We start from the raw sequence: 13,578 nt of genomic DNA, 5'->3' as shown, positions 1-13,578 counted from the left end.
CTCACCGCCCGGCACACCCCTCACGACCCGGCGCTCAGGAGTCCGCCGGGGCCACGTCCTCGCGCAGCACGCTGTACCGCACCACGTCCCGCCACCGCCCATCGCGGAACCCCGCACTCCGCAGCACGCCCTCGCGGGTGAACCCCGCCTTCTCCAGGGCCCGTTGCTCGGCGATGTTCTCCACCTCGGTGTCCGCCTCGATCCGGACCACCTGCGTATGCGCGAACAGGTACTCGACCAGCAGCCGCTGCGCCCGCGTACCCACCCCCTTGCCGCGGGCCTCCCGCAGCAGGGCGATCCCCATGTTCCAGTAGTACGAGGTGCGGGTGGCGACGATCCTGCGCCAGGCCACGAATCCCATCGCTTCCCCGTCGAGCGCCACGATCAGGTGGCCCGCGTCGTCTGTGATCAGGCCGGTCTCGGACCACTGCCGGCGCCAGCGTCCGGTGTCCCACCAGCCGTACCACTGGAAGGGGGAGGCCTCCTCCGGGTCGGTCAGGAACCGCTCCATCACGGTCAGGTCGTCCTTGCCCACCGGGCGCAGTGTCACATGATCCATGAACGGCCACCCTAGGTGCGGCTGTTGGCCCTGTACTCCCTCCTCCGAAGGACACTGGCTCATTGCCGCGCCACGCACCTCGGCCATCGGGAAGGATGCTGCGCGGTGCGGCCGATCACCGCACTCCGCTCGCCGTGTTCCGTCCCCTCCGACCCCTTCCGACGAATGGAGCGCACAGATGACCCCTCCGAGCCCCGAAGGCCTCGTCGTCACGCAGGCCTCACTCGACGACTGGCTCGTGATCAAGGGGTGGGCGGCGGACGAGGGGTGGGATCCGGGGGAGTCGGACGGCGCGTGCTTCTTCACCCAGGATCCCGAGGGGTTCTTCCTCGGCAGGATCGACGGTGAGCCGGTCTCCGCGATCTCCGTCGTCAACTACGGCGCCGACTACGCCTTCCTGGGCTGCTATCTCGTACGCCCCGATCTGCGGGGCCGTGGCTACGGCCTCACCACCTGGAAGACGGCCCTCGCCCATGCCGGCGGCCGGACCGTCGGACTCGACGGGGTGGTCGCCCAGCAGGGCAACTACCGTCAGTCGGGGTTCGAACTCGCCTACAAGACCTTCCGGTTCGGAGGCGTCCCGGCCGCGGGGGAGTCCGCCGGATCCGGCGTCCGGGCCGCCGAGGCGGCGGACCTCGAAGCGATCACGGCCTACGACAGCGCCTGTTACCCGGCCGACCGGGCGCGCTTCGTCGAGCACTGGCTCACCGGGCCCGGGCACCGCGCGCTGGTCCGGATCGTGGACGGGCGGCTCACCGGCTACAGCGTGATCCGGCCCGCGCTCACCTCGCTGCGTATCGGACCGCTGTTCGCCGACACGGCGGAGGGTGCCCGGGCCCTCTTCGCCGCACTCGTCGCCGAGGCCGACGGGCGCCCGGTGTCCGTGGACATGCCCGAGACGAACGCGGCGGGAGTCGCCCTTGCCGAGGAGTACGGGCTGACCCCGTCGTTCGAGACGGCCCGGATGTACACGGGATCCGTCCGCCCGTACGCCACGGACCGGGTCTACGCGGTCACCACACTCGAACTGGGCTAGCCGGACGGGCGTCTGTCGGTCGTCGTGGTCTCGCCGCGGTGGCTGAACATCCATGCCATGCGGGGCTCTACGGCGAACCGGAACACGGAGCGGACCGGGCCCGAGCACAGCACCGTGATGAGCGCCACGGCGGCCGCCGTGACGGCCAGTTCACCGAGCGGGGTGCGCACCCATGCGTGGTCGTACCAGTCCCAGAAGCGGGACGCCTTGATGACGAAGCCGTGCAGCAGATAGCCGTACATCGTCCCGGCGCCCAGAGCGGTGAACCACAGGAGCCTGCCCGGTACCCAGGCCAGGAAGCAGCCGGTCAGGACCAGTGCGAGCAGGAACAGTGCCGGGGTGGTGAACAGCCCTGCCCAGGCCGGCGCGCCCTGACCCGTGACGCTGCCCCGGTGATAGAACCATCCGGCACTGAACCAGGGCGCCACCGCGTAGGCCGCACCGAGCGCCACAGCGGCCACCGGCAGTGCGAGCAGCCGTACGCGCCAGGTGCGCAGCCGCTCGAAGTGCTCGGCGCGCAGGGTCAGTCCGAGTACGAAGAACGGCAGGAAGCCCAGGATCCGCTGGATCGAGATGTCCCCGCCCAGGTCGGGTGAGACGGCGGCCAGCACGGCGAAACCCAGCGCGACCGGCACCGGGTGGCGCAGCGCCAGCCAGATCGGGGTCGTCAGCCGCCAGACGAACAGCGCGACCAGGAACCACATCACGTACCAGGGATCGAGCAGGCTGAACGGATAGCCCGGATCGTCCTGCGCCCAGCGGTAGAAGAGCGTGTAGGCGATCTCGAAGACGAAGTACGGCACGACGACTGTCGTCAGCAACCGGCGCACCCGGCCCGGCGCCATGTCGAAACTCCGGGAGAAGTAGCCGGAGATGAGCGCGAACGCCGGCATGTGGAAGGCGTACACGGTCAGATACGCCGCCGTCGCGGCCCTGCTGCCGTGGGTCAGCGGCTCCCACGCGTGACCGCAGGCCACCAGCACGATGGTGAGGTACTTCGCGTTGTCGAAGTACGGGTCTCTGCGCGCGGACGCCGGCTTGGCCCGTTTCTCCGGCAGGCGTTCCCGCAGAGCTACGGGCGCGGGGGCTGATAAGTCTTGCGACACCACATCTCCTGGCCTCGGGGCGGGGAACCGATCCGTCCCGCCTGCCCCCTCTCGTACGGCTCAGTCGTCGCGTACGTTCGCTCCCCGCGCGGACAGCCGTTCGAAAGTGGCCTCCATGGCGGCCGGGAGCCGGTCCGGCTCGGCGTCCGTCAGGGCGACGGCGGCCTCGTAGCAGGCCTGGCAGACGGCGGCGGCGAGCACGGCGGTCTCCCGGTCGGCCCCGTGGTGCTCCAGCACCTCGATCGCCGCGGCTGCGTACGCGCGCTGCTTCAGCAGGCTGCGGGCGAGCAGTGCGGGATCCCCGTTGATCAGCCGCTCGCGCTCGGCCAGCCATCTGGTGTGTTCGGCGATGCTGCCCAGCAGCGCCCTCAGGCCCGCGCGGCCCGCGTCCAGTGCGTGGTCGAGCGAAGCGCCGATGGGGGCGAGGGCGGCGGCAGCGTCGTCGAGGGCCGAGACGAGGGCCTCGCGGTGCTGGTCCTCGTCCGCGAAGAGCACCTCCTGCTTGTCCGTGAAGTAGCGGAAGAAGGTCGTCCGGCCGACTTCGGCGCGGCGGGCGATGTCGGTGACCGTGACCGCCTCGAAGCCGTGCTCGACGAAGAGCTCCATGGCCGCGTCGATCAGGGCCCCGCGGGTCCGCAGCCGCTTGCGCTCCCGGAGAGGGATCTCGTCGTCGCTGCTCAGCGGCTTGCCGTTGTCCATGGGGCCAGGATATCGGTCCGCGGGGTACCCGATCCATAATGGTATCAAGTACCGTTTGGTATCGGGAACCTATTTTCCTTCACGGGGATTGGTTCTCCGTCTTCGCGTGCCTCACCTCCTCTCCCACGGCCGGAGCAAGCCATGTCTGTCATCCCCTCTCCCGGAACCGTCCTCCTCACCGGCGCGGGCCGTGGTCTCGGACGTGCCACCGCCCTGACACTCCTGCGCGACCGCCCCGACCTCCACCTCCTCGTCGCCGTCCGCTCGGACCCGGACGGACTCGCGGCGCGGCTGGCCGCCGAGAGCGGTTCGTCGCGGGTGCGCGGCGTCGCCTGCGACCTGGGTTCACTCGACTCCGTACACCAAGCGGCCGACTCCATAAGGGAGTTGCTCGACTCCGAGGAGCTCCCGCCGCTGCGTGCCGTGGTGGCGAACGCGGGCACGCAGGCCGTCACCGCAACGGACCGGACGGCCGACGGCTTCGAAGTCACCTTCGGTACCAACGTCCTCGGGCACCATCTGCTGATCCGGCGGCTTCAGGACCGGCTGACGGCACCGGGGCGGATCGTCCTCGTCGGCAGCGGCACGCACTTCGGGGACCTCCGGCACACCTGGGGGCTGACTCCGCCGCCGCGCACCGCTCCGGTCGCCGAGCTGGCGCTGCCCTGGACGACCCCGGACGCCGACACCGTCAGGGCGGGCCGGTCCGCGTACGCGGCGAGCAAGCTGGCCACCGTGCACCTCGCCCACGAGCTGGACCGCCGCACCCCCGAGGGCATCGGCGTCTACACCTTCGACCCCGGTCTGATGCCGGGCACCGGCCTCGCCCGCGAGGCGGGACCGCTGGACCGCCTCGCCTGGAACAGCCTGCTGCACCTCACCCGGGTCCATCCCAGCTCGACCAACCCGCGCGCGTCGGGACGCAAACTCGCTTACGCGGCGGTCGGTGAGCCGGTCGCCCCGTCCGGGAGCTATCTCGACCGCGGCCGTCCCGTCCGGTCCTCGCCCGCGTCGTACGACCCCGCCCGCGAGGCCGAACTCTGGGAGGAACTGGAACGGCTGCTCGCCGCCAAGGGGGCCTATCCCTCCGCGTGATGGAACCGCCGGTGCAGGGCGCGCACCTCGTCGGCGAGTTCCGGGACCGGCCCCTCGACGAGCACGCCGGGTGCCACCTCCCGGATCGGCAGCGGACGGACCGGGGAAGCGGGAACACCCAACTCTCCGAGCCAGGACGACAGTTGCTCGGAGGATGCCACGTACACGATGCGGCCGAGGCCCACCCAGGCGTGCGCCGCCGCGCACATCGGGCAGTGCTCGCCGGAGGTGTAGACGGTCGCGGCGGCCCTCTCCTCCGGCGTCAGATGCGCCGCCGACCAGCGGGCCAGCTCGAACTCCGGGTGGCGGGTGCGGTCACCGGAGGCCACCCGGTTGTGGTCCTCGGCCAGGACCGTGCCGTCCGCGCCCACGAGGACCGACCCGAACGGCTCGTCACCGGAGTCCAGGGCCTCGGCCGCGAGCTCCACACACCGGCGCAGATGCTTCAGCTCGGCTTCACTCACCATGCCGTACCAGCCCTCCTGTTGACCTTGGACCGACCGTACTCAACTCCGTGCCGCGCCGCGCGGGAAAGGCGTGCCGGCGCCCGGCCGCCACGATCGCGAGCGTGACCGTGACCAGCAGGAACGTCGTCCAGGGGAGGGCTTCGGCGCCCGAGCTCTCCAGGATCAGACCGCCGCTGAGGGAACCGGCCGCGATGCCCGCGTTGTAGACCGTGGCCTGCAGCGAGGTGGCCACATCGGCGTTCGCGGGACCGGAGGCGTCGACCAGCGCGGTCTGGATGAGCGTCGGCGCGCCGCCGAACGCCACGCCCCACAGGGCGACCGAGACCAGAAGCACGGCTCCATGACCGGCGTACGTGCCCAGCGCGAGCATCGCGGACGCGAGCAGGGTGAGCGCGCTCAGCAGGGTCCGGCGCGGATGCCGGTCGATCAAGAGCCCGGTGAGCCAGATCCCGACGACGGTCGCGGCACCGAATACAAGCAGCACCAGCCCCGTACGGCCGAAGCCCGCGTGTTCCGAGAACGGTGCCACGTACGTGTACATCACCTGATGGCCGACGAGCAGCGTCAGCGTGACGGACAGGACCGTGCCGATGCCGGGCAGCGCGGCGACGCGAGGCAACGGAACGCGCTCGCCCCGCGCCTCACCCGGAAAGTCCGGCACCCGGCGGCGTATCCACACCACGAGCAGCACGGCCAGCAGCGCCGGCGCGGCGAAGGCCGCACGCCAGCCGAGTGCGTCGGCCAGCGCGGTGCCCGCCGGAAGCCCCAGGGAGAGCGCGAGCGTGATGCCCGCGAGCACGATCGCGATGGCCCGGCCGCGCCGCTCGGCGGGCACCATACGGGCCGCGTACCCGACGAGCATCGCCCACAGCGTGCCGCCCATCGCTCCGGCCACGAGCCGCGCCCCGAACGTCAGCCCGTACGAGGACGACAACGCGGTGACGGCGTTGGCGGCCGCGAAACCCAACAGCGCACCGATGAGCACGGGCCGCCGCGGCAGCCCGCGCAGCGCGGCGGTGAGCGGGATCGCGGTGAGGAACGACGCGACCGCGTAGCCCGTCACCAGGAAGCCCACCCGCGCCTCGGAGACCCCGAGATCCGGTGCCATCCGCGGCAGCAGACCTGCCGGAAGGAGCTCCGTCAGTACGGCGGTGAAGGCGGCCGTGGACAGAGCGAGCAGCCCCGAGAGGGGCAGAGCGGGCCCAGCGGTCCTCGGTTCGGGCTTGGACGGGGGTGTGCCGGGGCCTTCGGCGATCGGTGCGCTCGTCATACGGCCCATGGTGAAACGTTCACATCAGTGTGAGGGCAAGCCCGCCGGGCGGCCGAGACCGGCTCCCGCCGCGGCGCCCCCGGGACCCGTCGGCGGGCTACTCCCGGGGAGGTAGGGGCGACAGCTCCACGCTTCGACCGCGATGTGGCCGCCCAGCCAGGAGTCCGCCATGTGCTGACCACTGGCATCCGCAGGGCAGCGTGGCGTCCGAATCCCGCCAGCGTCCGTGATCGGGACGCCCCAGTATGAGGAGTGGAACGAAAGCGTGTGAAAGGGAGGCCACGATGACCGTCTCTACGACGATCGACAGCCCGCTGGGTGAGCTGCTACTGGTCGGTGAGGAGACACCGGACGGCGTCACATTGACATCGCTGTCCATGCCGGGGCAACGCAACGCCCCTGCTGTGAAGCCCGGTTGGCGGCGCGACCCTGACCGCTTCGCGGATGCCGTCCGGCAGCTGACCGCCTACTTCGCCGGCGAACTCACCGAGTTCGACATCGAGTTCACCCCGAGCGGTACGGACTTCCAGCAGCGCGTGTGGCATGCGCTGGAGGAGATCCCGTACGGCACGTCGACCACGTACGGCGCGCTCGCCGAGCGGCTCGGTGTGCCCCGCGCACGGATCCAGGCGTTGGGCGCGGCGATCGGAGCGAACCCCCTGCTGCTGGTGCGCCCTTGCCACCGGGTGATCGGCGCGGACGGCACCATGCGCGGCTACGCCGGAGGTGTGGAGCGCAAGGTACGGCTCCTCACCCACGAGGGCGTCCTGCAGCCCACCCTCCTCTGACCCCTGAGGCACCTCTCACCATGAACCACACCACACACCCGGCGGCCCGGGTCGCGGCGCAGGACTGGGTCGCCCTGACCGGCGAACTCGACGAGCACGGCAACGCGCTCACAGGACAGCTCCTCACCCCAGGGCAGTGCCATGGGATCGCCGCCCTGTACGACGAGGACGACCGATTCCGCTCGACCATCGACATGGCCCGCCATCGCTTCGGCTCCGGCCAGTACCGCTACTTCACGCATGAACTGCCTGATGTCGTACGGGAGTTGCGCGAGGCGTTCTACCCGCGGCTCCTGCCCGTCGCCCGCGACTGGGCCGAGAGGCTGGGCCAACCCGCGCCCTGGCCCGACACATTGGGGGAGTGGGTGGAGCGGTGCCACGCGGCCGGACAGTCCAAGTCCGCCCAGATCCTGTTGCGTTACGGGCCGGGCGACTGGAACGCCCTGCACCGGGACGTGTTCGGTGACCTGCTCTTCCCGCTCCAGGTCGTGATCGGTCTCGACGCCCCTGGAGCCGACTTCACGGGCGGCGAGTTCATCATGACCGAGCAGCGCCCGCGCGCCCAGTCCAGGGGATCGTCCACGACCCTGCCCCAGGGCCACGGCCTGATCTTCACCACCCGCGACCGGCCCGTGGCCTCCAGGCGGGGCTGGTCCACCGGGCCCATGCGGCACGGGGTGAGCACGGTCCGCTCCGGGCGGCGGCGCACGCTCGGGCTGGTCTTCCACGACGCCAAATGACGACCGGGACGCCGAATGATCACCCGGTCGGCGCCCGGAGCACCCACTCGCCCGAAACTCCGTTGCCCGCCCGTCCCGCGGATGCTGGAGTGGCGTAATGGATCACGCAGCGGTACTGGCACTGTTCGACCGGGACATGCGCGAGGGCGCGCGCCCCTTCGGCCTCGACTCCGTGGTGGAGCGCGTCCCGGGGGTGGTGCGGCACGTCGGACCCGAGAAGGGCTGGAACGGGGTGCTCTGGTCCGACCTCTCGGAGGCCGACGCGGACGCGGCGATCGCCGAGCAGGTGCGCCATTTCACCAGCCTGGGCCTGGAGTTCGAGTGGAAGCTGTACGGGCACGACCGGCCCGTCGATCTGGGCCGGCGGCTGCGCGCGGCCGGCTTCACGGCCGAACCCGAGGAGACGCTGATGATCGCCGAGGTCGGCGAGCTGGACCTCGACGTCCGGCCGCCGCAGGGCATCGAGCTGCGGCCTGTCACCGACGCGGCGGGCGTCGACCTCGTGGCCGACGTCCATGAGCAGGCCTTCGGCACGGACAGCTCCCGGCTCCGCCATCTGCTGCTGACCCAGCTCGCCGAGGAGCCGGACACCGTGGTCGCCGTCGTGGCCCTCGCCGACGACGTGCCGGTGAGCTCGGCCCGTATGGAACTCATCCCCGGCACACGGTTCGCGGGGCTGTGGGGCGGCGGCACGGCCGAGGCCTGGCGCGGCCGCGGCATCTACCGCGCCCTGGTCGCCCACCGCGCCCGTATCGCCGCCGACCGCGGCTACCGCTACCTCCAGGTCGACGCCTCAGACGAGAGCCGCCCCATCCTCGACCGGCTCGGCTTCGCCCCACTGACGACGACCACGCCGTACGTGCACCCCATCGCACGGCTGTGACGACGCCGCCTCACAGATCGAGCTGGTACTCCACCGCCTTGTGCGTGGGCAGATAGCCGAGCGTGTCGTTGATGCCGCGCATGTGTGCGTTGCTGTCGGCCGTGTCCGTGAGCAGGCCGCCGAGTTCCGGGTGGTGTTCACGGGCCTGCCGGATGGACTGTGCCTTCATCCAGAGGCCGAGACCGTGGCCTCGGTGTTCGGGCAGCACGCCGGTCCCGTAGTGCTGTGCGTCTCCCCGGCCGTCGCCGGGAACGACGAGTTCGGAGAAGCCTGCGACCGACCCGTCCGTGGTGTCCACCACGGCGACGGTGTGCAGGAGTTCGCCCCGCTTGGCGATCGCCTCGGCGGCCGAGAGTACCCGGTCCACGTCCCAGACGACCGTGCCGTAGTCGGTGCCGTCCATCGGCATGTCGTCCATGGCCCGGCGCGAGTGGGCGAAGGTGAGGGCCAGTTCGGGCGGTACCGTGCCGTCCCACTGGACCAACCGGTAACCCTCATGGGGCTGTTCGACGATCTCGTCGATCCGGTGGAGGTCGGCGTCGGCCAGTGGGAGCCGGGCGTACGTCAGCGCCAGCACCCTGCGGAAACCGCGCGCCGCCAGAAAGAGATCGCCGGAGGAACCGGCCTCTGTCTGGGCGAGAACGGAGCGGCGCCCCTCATCCCGGGCCGCCGCGACGGCCGCGTCCAGAAGGCCGGCGCCGACACCGCGCCGGCGCTCCGTCCGGTGCACGGCGATCTCCAGTTCGGCGAGATGCTCCTGCCCTTCCTTGGTGAACAGCCGCAGAAAGGCGGATCCGACCGGCGCCCCCTCGTCGTCGGACGCGAGCCACGCCAGACGGCGGCTCGACGCGCTGGGCTGGGGGTCGGTGAGCGCGGTGATGCGGTGCGGCAAGGTGTCTCCGTCACGGTTGAGGTGCGGTGCGGGCTGCGGGGGGAAACCCGCAGACGCTAGCCGTGACGGAGATCGACCTGCAACAGCTTTTCGTACTGCGACGCGCCATGCGGTTGACGGCGGACGCCTCGTGGAGCGCCGGTGTGCGGTGCGCCGCGGTCTGTCGTGGTCAGCGGCGCCCTGCCTTCGACCGGTCAAGGGCCGCGACACCGAGCGCCGCGAGTCCGATCTGGATCAGCCACTCGATCCAGTCCACTCCGTTGGTGTCGGACACGTCGAACGCGTTGGCCAGCGCCGATCCTATGAGCGCGGCCACGATGCCGACCGCGATCGTCCACAGAATGCCGATGCGCTGACGGCCCGGAACAACGAGCCGGCCCAGCACACCGATGATGATGCCGATCACGATGGCACTGATGATGCCCGAGATCTCCATCTCAGCCCCTCTTCGCCCCTCTTCGTCATACTCCTTACGTCTACAAGTGCCCCGTCGGCGTGAGTGCAGTCCGGGCGGTTTCTCTCAGCCGGCGCCGTTTCCGGTCCAGCCGGTGACGTCCAGTACCTCGCGCGCGATGTCGATCACCTCGCGGTCGTCCGTGACCACCCGTACGGTGTCCGCGGGCGCCCGTTCCTCCAGCAGCCGGGCCTTGTTCGCGCTGCCCCGCAGCTCCTGTTCCAGCTCGGAGCCCAGCTCGCGCCCCTTCAGCCGTTTGGCCGCGGTGGCGTCGGAGGCGGTGAGGAGCACCCGTACGAGCCGTACGTTCTCGCCCATGGCCCGCTCGAACATGCCCGCGGCCTCGGTCAGCACGCTCACGGTGTTCGTGTAGATCAGGCGCCGGTGGCCGAGCTCGGCGAAGTTCCCCCACACCGCCGCCAGATTGCGTTCGGTGATCCCTGCCCGGTGCGGATCGTCCTCCGGCGCCGGATGCACCTGCCCCATGAAGTCGCCCTCCAGCACGGCGTGGGCGACCTGCGCCCGCCGCAGCCGGGCCGAGACCTCCCAGCCCACTGTCGACTTCCCGACACCCGCGCGCCCACCGATGAGCAGAACCTCCGCATGATCCATGGGAGCAGCCTGCCAGCCGGGAGCGGGCTCCCGCGATCGAGAACCGCCCGAACGGTTACGCGGCGTCGCCGGTGAGGCTCCATGTCCGCAGGGCGATCTGCCGTCCGCGTGCCGTCCGCAGGACGGGCTCGTCGTCGGTGAGCGTGAAGCCGGTGGACCGGGCGACGGCGATGCTGGCCCCGTTCCCCTCCTCGATGCACAGCAGCACGCGCCGCGCTCCCGTGTGGCGCACCGCGTACTCCGAGAGGAGGCGGACGGCCCGGGAGGCAAGACCCCGGCCCCGGTGGGCGGCTCCGACCCCGTAGGCGATCTCGACGTCCCGCTCGTCGGCCTTGCTGCGGAACAGCAGCACCTCGCCCTGGGGCAGGACCCCGTCCGTGGTGATCGCGAGCTGCACCTTGCGTCCCTGCGCCCGCGCCTCCTGGGCCTCGCTGAGATAGACCTGCGCCGCCAACGAGTCGAACGGCGAGGCCACCGGCGTCCACCGTGCGATCTCCGGGTCGTCGTACAGCCCGACCAGGGCGGGGATGTCTTCCTCGGACCATTCGCGCAGGTGAATACCCTCTCCTTCGAGCCGCAGGTACGGAGGCGGGGCGAGTGTCGGCAGGCTGTCCATGAGGCGATCCTGCCTCGCGCGCGGACGGGCGGCCAAGGGCGCGTGAGTGTCGCTCACCGCACGACGGAGCGCCCCAGATCGGCGAGCCCCAGGTCGGGAGCGGTCGCGCGGCGCACGGCCTCGCGGATCACCGACACGGGATCGTCCTGGTGGTAGATCCGCTCCGACGGCTCGATGCCGTCCAGGAACTCCTGGTAGCGCACCGCGTACGCGAGATGCGCGAGCGGCTCGGCGACGGTCAGGGCGCGGGCCGGATCGCTGCCCGGCACCTGCTCCAGCCACGCGTCCGCCCAGACGCGCGCGGCTCCCGCTCGTACGTCCTCGGGAAGGAAGTCGTGCACGCGCAGCGCGTCCAGGACCGGGTTGCCCCAGTGCGCGTCGGCGAAGTCGACGACCACCGGCGGCCCGCCGTCGCTGCGCCAGTTGCCGGGGTGGAAGTCACCGTGCACGACCGTGTCAGGCAGCCCGCACTCGTCGAGCAGCCGCCAACGGTCCGTCAACTCCCGTGCCACGTCGCGCTCCTGGGCGGTCAGCTCGGCGGAGACGGGGCCGTCGAGCAACTCCCGGACCCGCTCGGCGAAGACGGACGTACGACGGTCCGGCAGGCTCGCGGGCCGTTCCTCTGGTCGTACCGCGAGGGCCGCCTGCGCCGCGACGAAGCGCCGCACTCCGGAGGCGGCGGTGTCCGCAGACGCCTTCCAGCAGTCCTCGCCGGGGATGTGCTCCATCAGGAGGCGCCCGTCGGCCGAGCCGAGGACGGTCGGGACCAGACCCGGATCGACGCGGGCGAACGTGGCGATGACCTCCGCCTCGTCCGAGGCGAAACGCGGAGTGGCCTTGAGCCAGACCGGACCCCGGTCGGTGGGCAGCCGGAAGAGCCCGGCCAGGTTCCAGGTGCGGCGCTGCTCCACCGGCCCGGTCACCGGCCTGCCTCTCCCGGCCAGCGTGCGCGTCGACCAGTCGAGCAGCTCCCGGAGTCCGTCGATCCGCGCCCAGGGCGCCCGCAGCGGGTCGAGCCCGTACAACATCCCTGGATCCGCCGGGAGTTGGAGCAGTACGCCCGGGCGCTCCAATGCCTCGACGTGGTACGTCACATGGCCGTCGCGCCCGCCCTCCCCGCCGTCGACAGACAGTAGGCGGACCACCAACACCCGCACCCCGAGCGCCTGTTGAAGGCGCTGAACGACCGGCTCGACCTCGGACCACCACGGTACGTCGACGGAGAAGGGGCCGACGGCGCCGAGAAAGTCCTCACCCGACGTCACCCACGCACTGAAAGTTCGGCTCACCGCGACAGTCTGAGCGAGCCGCCCGCCCGCGGCCAGCGAATATCGCCGGGGTACCCCGGATGGCAGACGGCACAAGACGGGACGGCAGGCGGCACCGACGGGATGGCAAAGGCGGCACCGGACGCGACGGTGGACAGCGCCGGGCGATTGACATGCAGGCAATTGCCTGCATAACGTTGAGTGTGCGATCGGACGAGGAACCAGAGCCGGAGGGTGGGCCAGTGCCGGGCAAGGGCGCGGAGACGGACCAGGTCTTCAAGGCCCTGGCCGACGGGACGCGCAGACGGCTGCTCGACAGGCTGCACGAGCACAGCGGACAGACGCTGGGAGAGCTGTGCGAGCACATCGACATGACCCGCCAGTCGGTCACCCAGCACTTGGCCGTCCTGGAGGCGGCCAACCTGGTCAGCACGGTGCGGCGGGGCCGGGAAAAGCTGCACTACCTCAACCCCGTACCGCTCCACGAGATCCAGGAGCGCTGGATCGACAAGTTCGAGCGCCCGCGCCTGCGCGTGCTCAGTGCGGTCAAACGACGAGCCGAGGAAGACATGAGCGACAAGCCGACATTCGTGTACGTCACCTACATCGCCAGTACGCCCGAGAAAGTCTGGGACGCGCTCACCGACGCCGACCTGACGGCCTCGTACTGGGGCCACAGCAACGTCTCCGAGGACTGGCGCCCCGGATCCCGGTGGGAGCACCGGCGCATCGACGGATCGGGGATCGCCGACGTGGTCGGCACCGTCGTGGAGAGCGAGCGGCCCACCCGGCTGGTGGCCACCTGGGCCGCGCCCGAGGACGAGGGGCAGGAGGACAAGTACTCCAGGGTCACCTACGACATCCGGCCGCACGGCGGGATCGTCCGGCTCACCGTCACGCACGAGGACCTCGCCGACGAGACCGCGGTCAAGGAGGTGTCGGCCGGCTGGCCCGCCGTCCTCGCCAACCTGAAGTCGCTCCTGGAGACCGGCAGCCCGCTGCCGCAGGAGCCGTGGCTGGTGCCGTAGCGCCGAGACTCCGCCCGGCCCGGCGTGCGTCGGCCGGCCCGCGGTGTGTGGACGCGCGGACCGGC

16 protein-coding genes are annotated in these 13,578 nt (G+C 71.2%); 6 read left to right on the top strand and 10 right to left on the bottom strand.

The features are described 5' to 3' along the window. Positions 1 to 34 precede the first annotated feature (34 nt). Entirely contained in the window at positions 35 to 559 is a 525-nt protein-coding gene (locus ACFWXQ_RS11180) for a GNAT family N-acetyltransferase (protein WP_383947628.1), read from the bottom strand. 178 nt (positions 560 to 737) lie between these two features. Here ACFWXQ_RS11180 and ACFWXQ_RS11175 point away from each other — a divergent pair, with 178 nt between their 5' ends. After that, on the top strand, positions 738 to 1,595 hold the full coding sequence (locus tag ACFWXQ_RS11175) for a GNAT family N-acetyltransferase (protein ID WP_383947625.1): 858 nt from the start codon (positions 738 to 740) through the stop codon (positions 1,593 to 1,595). Here ACFWXQ_RS11175 and ACFWXQ_RS11170 read toward each other — a convergent pair. Both ACFWXQ_RS11170 and ACFWXQ_RS11165 read right to left on the bottom strand, forming a co-directional pair. Next, the gene (locus ACFWXQ_RS11170) at positions 1,592 to 2,701 is read right to left on the bottom strand and encodes an acyltransferase family protein (protein WP_383947623.1); all 1,110 of its coding nucleotides are present in this window, start codon (positions 2,699 to 2,701) and stop codon (positions 1,592 to 1,594) included. The genes ACFWXQ_RS11175 and ACFWXQ_RS11170 overlap by 4 nt on opposite strands. A gap of 60 nt (positions 2,702 to 2,761) precedes the next feature. Further along, entirely contained in the window at positions 2,762 to 3,400 is a 639-nt protein-coding gene (locus tag ACFWXQ_RS11165) for a TetR family transcriptional regulator (RefSeq protein ID WP_383947620.1), read from the bottom strand. Positions 3,401 to 3,541: 141 nt separating this feature from the next. Between ACFWXQ_RS11165 and ACFWXQ_RS11160 the strand changes: the two genes are divergently transcribed. Beyond that, positions 3,542 to 4,495, top strand: a complete 954-nt coding sequence (locus ACFWXQ_RS11160; RefSeq protein WP_383947617.1) for an SDR family NAD(P)-dependent oxidoreductase — start codon at positions 3,542 to 3,544, stop codon at positions 4,493 to 4,495. On the opposite strand, the gene ACFWXQ_RS11155 is transcribed toward ACFWXQ_RS11160, so the two are convergent. Then, complete coding sequence (locus ACFWXQ_RS11155) at positions 4,480 to 4,962, bottom strand: nucleoside deaminase (RefSeq protein WP_383947615.1); 483 nt, start codon at positions 4,960 to 4,962, stop codon at positions 4,480 to 4,482. The genes ACFWXQ_RS11160 and ACFWXQ_RS11155 overlap by 16 nt on opposite strands. After that, positions 4,952 to 6,232 carry an MFS transporter gene (locus ACFWXQ_RS11150; protein ID WP_383947612.1) on the bottom strand — a complete coding sequence of 427 codons (1,281 nt, stop codon included), beginning with the start codon at positions 6,230 to 6,232 and terminating at the stop codon, positions 4,952 to 4,954. The genes ACFWXQ_RS11155 and ACFWXQ_RS11150 overlap by 11 nt, the downstream gene beginning before the upstream one ends. Before the next feature lie 284 nt (positions 6,233 to 6,516). Here ACFWXQ_RS11150 and ACFWXQ_RS11145 point away from each other — a divergent pair, with 284 nt between their 5' ends. The 3 genes from ACFWXQ_RS11145 (at position 6,517) to ACFWXQ_RS11135 (ending at position 8,643) form a co-directional block, all read left to right on the top strand. After that, positions 6,517 to 7,020 carry a methylated-DNA--[protein]-cysteine S-methyltransferase gene (locus tag ACFWXQ_RS11145; protein WP_383947609.1) on the top strand — a complete coding sequence of 168 codons (504 nt, stop codon included), beginning with the start codon at positions 6,517 to 6,519 and terminating at the stop codon, positions 7,018 to 7,020. A 20-nt stretch (positions 7,021 to 7,040) separates the two neighbouring features. After that, the gene (locus tag ACFWXQ_RS11140; protein WP_383947606.1) at positions 7,041 to 7,760 is read left to right on the top strand and encodes a 2OG-Fe(II) oxygenase; all 720 of its coding nucleotides are present in this window, start codon (positions 7,041 to 7,043) and stop codon (positions 7,758 to 7,760) included. Positions 7,761 to 7,857: 97 nt separating this feature from the next. Next, positions 7,858 to 8,643, top strand: coding sequence for a GNAT family N-acetyltransferase (locus tag ACFWXQ_RS11135; RefSeq protein ID WP_383947603.1), 786 nt, complete (start codon positions 7,858 to 7,860; stop codon positions 8,641 to 8,643). A 10-nt stretch (positions 8,644 to 8,653) separates the two neighbouring features. On the opposite strand, the gene ACFWXQ_RS11130 is transcribed toward ACFWXQ_RS11135, so the two are convergent. From ACFWXQ_RS11130 to ACFWXQ_RS11110, 5 genes are all read right to left on the bottom strand, one after another. After that, the gene (locus ACFWXQ_RS11130; RefSeq protein WP_383947601.1) at positions 8,654 to 9,535 is read right to left on the bottom strand and encodes a GNAT family N-acetyltransferase; all 882 of its coding nucleotides are present in this window, start codon (positions 9,533 to 9,535) and stop codon (positions 8,654 to 8,656) included. A 169-nt stretch (positions 9,536 to 9,704) separates the two neighbouring features. Next, positions 9,705 to 9,971 carry a GlsB/YeaQ/YmgE family stress response membrane protein gene (locus ACFWXQ_RS11125; protein ID WP_200400619.1) on the bottom strand — a complete coding sequence of 89 codons (267 nt, stop codon included), beginning with the start codon at positions 9,969 to 9,971 and terminating at the stop codon, positions 9,705 to 9,707. An 84-nt stretch (positions 9,972 to 10,055) separates the two neighbouring features. Continuing rightward, entirely contained in the window at positions 10,056 to 10,601 is a 546-nt protein-coding gene (locus ACFWXQ_RS11120; RefSeq protein ID WP_383947597.1) for a hypothetical protein, read from the bottom strand. Positions 10,602 to 10,656: 55 nt separating this feature from the next. Next, entirely contained in the window at positions 10,657 to 11,217 is a 561-nt protein-coding gene (locus tag ACFWXQ_RS11115) for a GNAT family N-acetyltransferase (RefSeq protein WP_383947594.1), read from the bottom strand. Positions 11,218 to 11,270: 53 nt separating this feature from the next. Then, positions 11,271 to 12,506, bottom strand: a complete 1,236-nt coding sequence (locus ACFWXQ_RS11110; RefSeq protein ID WP_383947592.1) for an aminoglycoside phosphotransferase family protein — start codon at positions 12,504 to 12,506, stop codon at positions 11,271 to 11,273. Positions 12,507 to 12,727: 221 nt separating this feature from the next. Between ACFWXQ_RS11110 and ACFWXQ_RS11105 the strand changes: the two genes are divergently transcribed. Next, positions 12,728 to 13,513 carry an ArsR/SmtB family transcription factor gene (locus ACFWXQ_RS11105; RefSeq protein ID WP_383947589.1) on the top strand — a complete coding sequence of 262 codons (786 nt, stop codon included), beginning with the start codon at positions 12,728 to 12,730 and terminating at the stop codon, positions 13,511 to 13,513. The last annotated feature ends 65 nt before the right edge of the window (positions 13,514 to 13,578 follow it).

It is taken from the genome of Streptomyces sp. NPDC058697 (genome assembly GCF_042715345.1).
In the GTDB taxonomy this organism is placed as follows: domain Bacteria; phylum Actinomycetota; class Actinomycetes; order Streptomycetales; family Streptomycetaceae; genus Streptomyces; species Streptomyces liliifuscus.
Note: the sequence above shows the minus strand (reverse complement) of the source record. Positions and strands in the feature narration are given on the sequence as shown.

Coding starts and splice junctions, on each gene's coding strand:
- ACFWXQ_RS11180 (WP_383947628.1), bottom strand. CDS start 559: ATGGATCATGTGACACTGCGCCCGGTGGGCAAGGACGACCTGACCGTG.
- ACFWXQ_RS11135 (WP_383947603.1), top strand. CDS start 7,858: ATGGATCACGCAGCGGTACTGGCACTGTTCGACCGGGACATGCGCGAG.
- ACFWXQ_RS11155 (WP_383947615.1), bottom strand. CDS start 4,962: ATGGTGAGTGAAGCCGAGCTGAAGCATCTGCGCCGGTGTGTGGAGCTC.
- ACFWXQ_RS11140 (WP_383947606.1), top strand. CDS start 7,041: ATGAACCACACCACACACCCGGCGGCCCGGGTCGCGGCGCAGGACTGG.
- ACFWXQ_RS11165 (WP_383947620.1), bottom strand. CDS start 3,400: ATGGACAACGGCAAGCCGCTGAGCAGCGACGACGAGATCCCTCTCCGG.
- ACFWXQ_RS11145 (WP_383947609.1), top strand. CDS start 6,517: ATGACCGTCTCTACGACGATCGACAGCCCGCTGGGTGAGCTGCTACTG.
- ACFWXQ_RS11175 (WP_383947625.1), top strand. CDS start 738: ATGACCCCTCCGAGCCCCGAAGGCCTCGTCGTCACGCAGGCCTCACTC.
- ACFWXQ_RS11160 (WP_383947617.1), top strand. CDS start 3,542: ATGTCTGTCATCCCCTCTCCCGGAACCGTCCTCCTCACCGGCGCGGGC.
- ACFWXQ_RS11115 (WP_383947594.1), bottom strand. CDS start 11,217: ATGGACAGCCTGCCGACACTCGCCCCGCCTCCGTACCTGCGGCTCGAA.
- ACFWXQ_RS11125 (WP_200400619.1), bottom strand. CDS start 9,971: ATGGAGATCTCGGGCATCATCAGTGCCATCGTGATCGGCATCATCATC.
- ACFWXQ_RS11150 (WP_383947612.1), bottom strand. CDS start 6,232: ATGACGAGCGCACCGATCGCCGAAGGCCCCGGCACACCCCCGTCCAAG.
- ACFWXQ_RS11120 (WP_383947597.1), bottom strand. CDS start 10,601: ATGGATCATGCGGAGGTTCTGCTCATCGGTGGGCGCGCGGGTGTCGGG.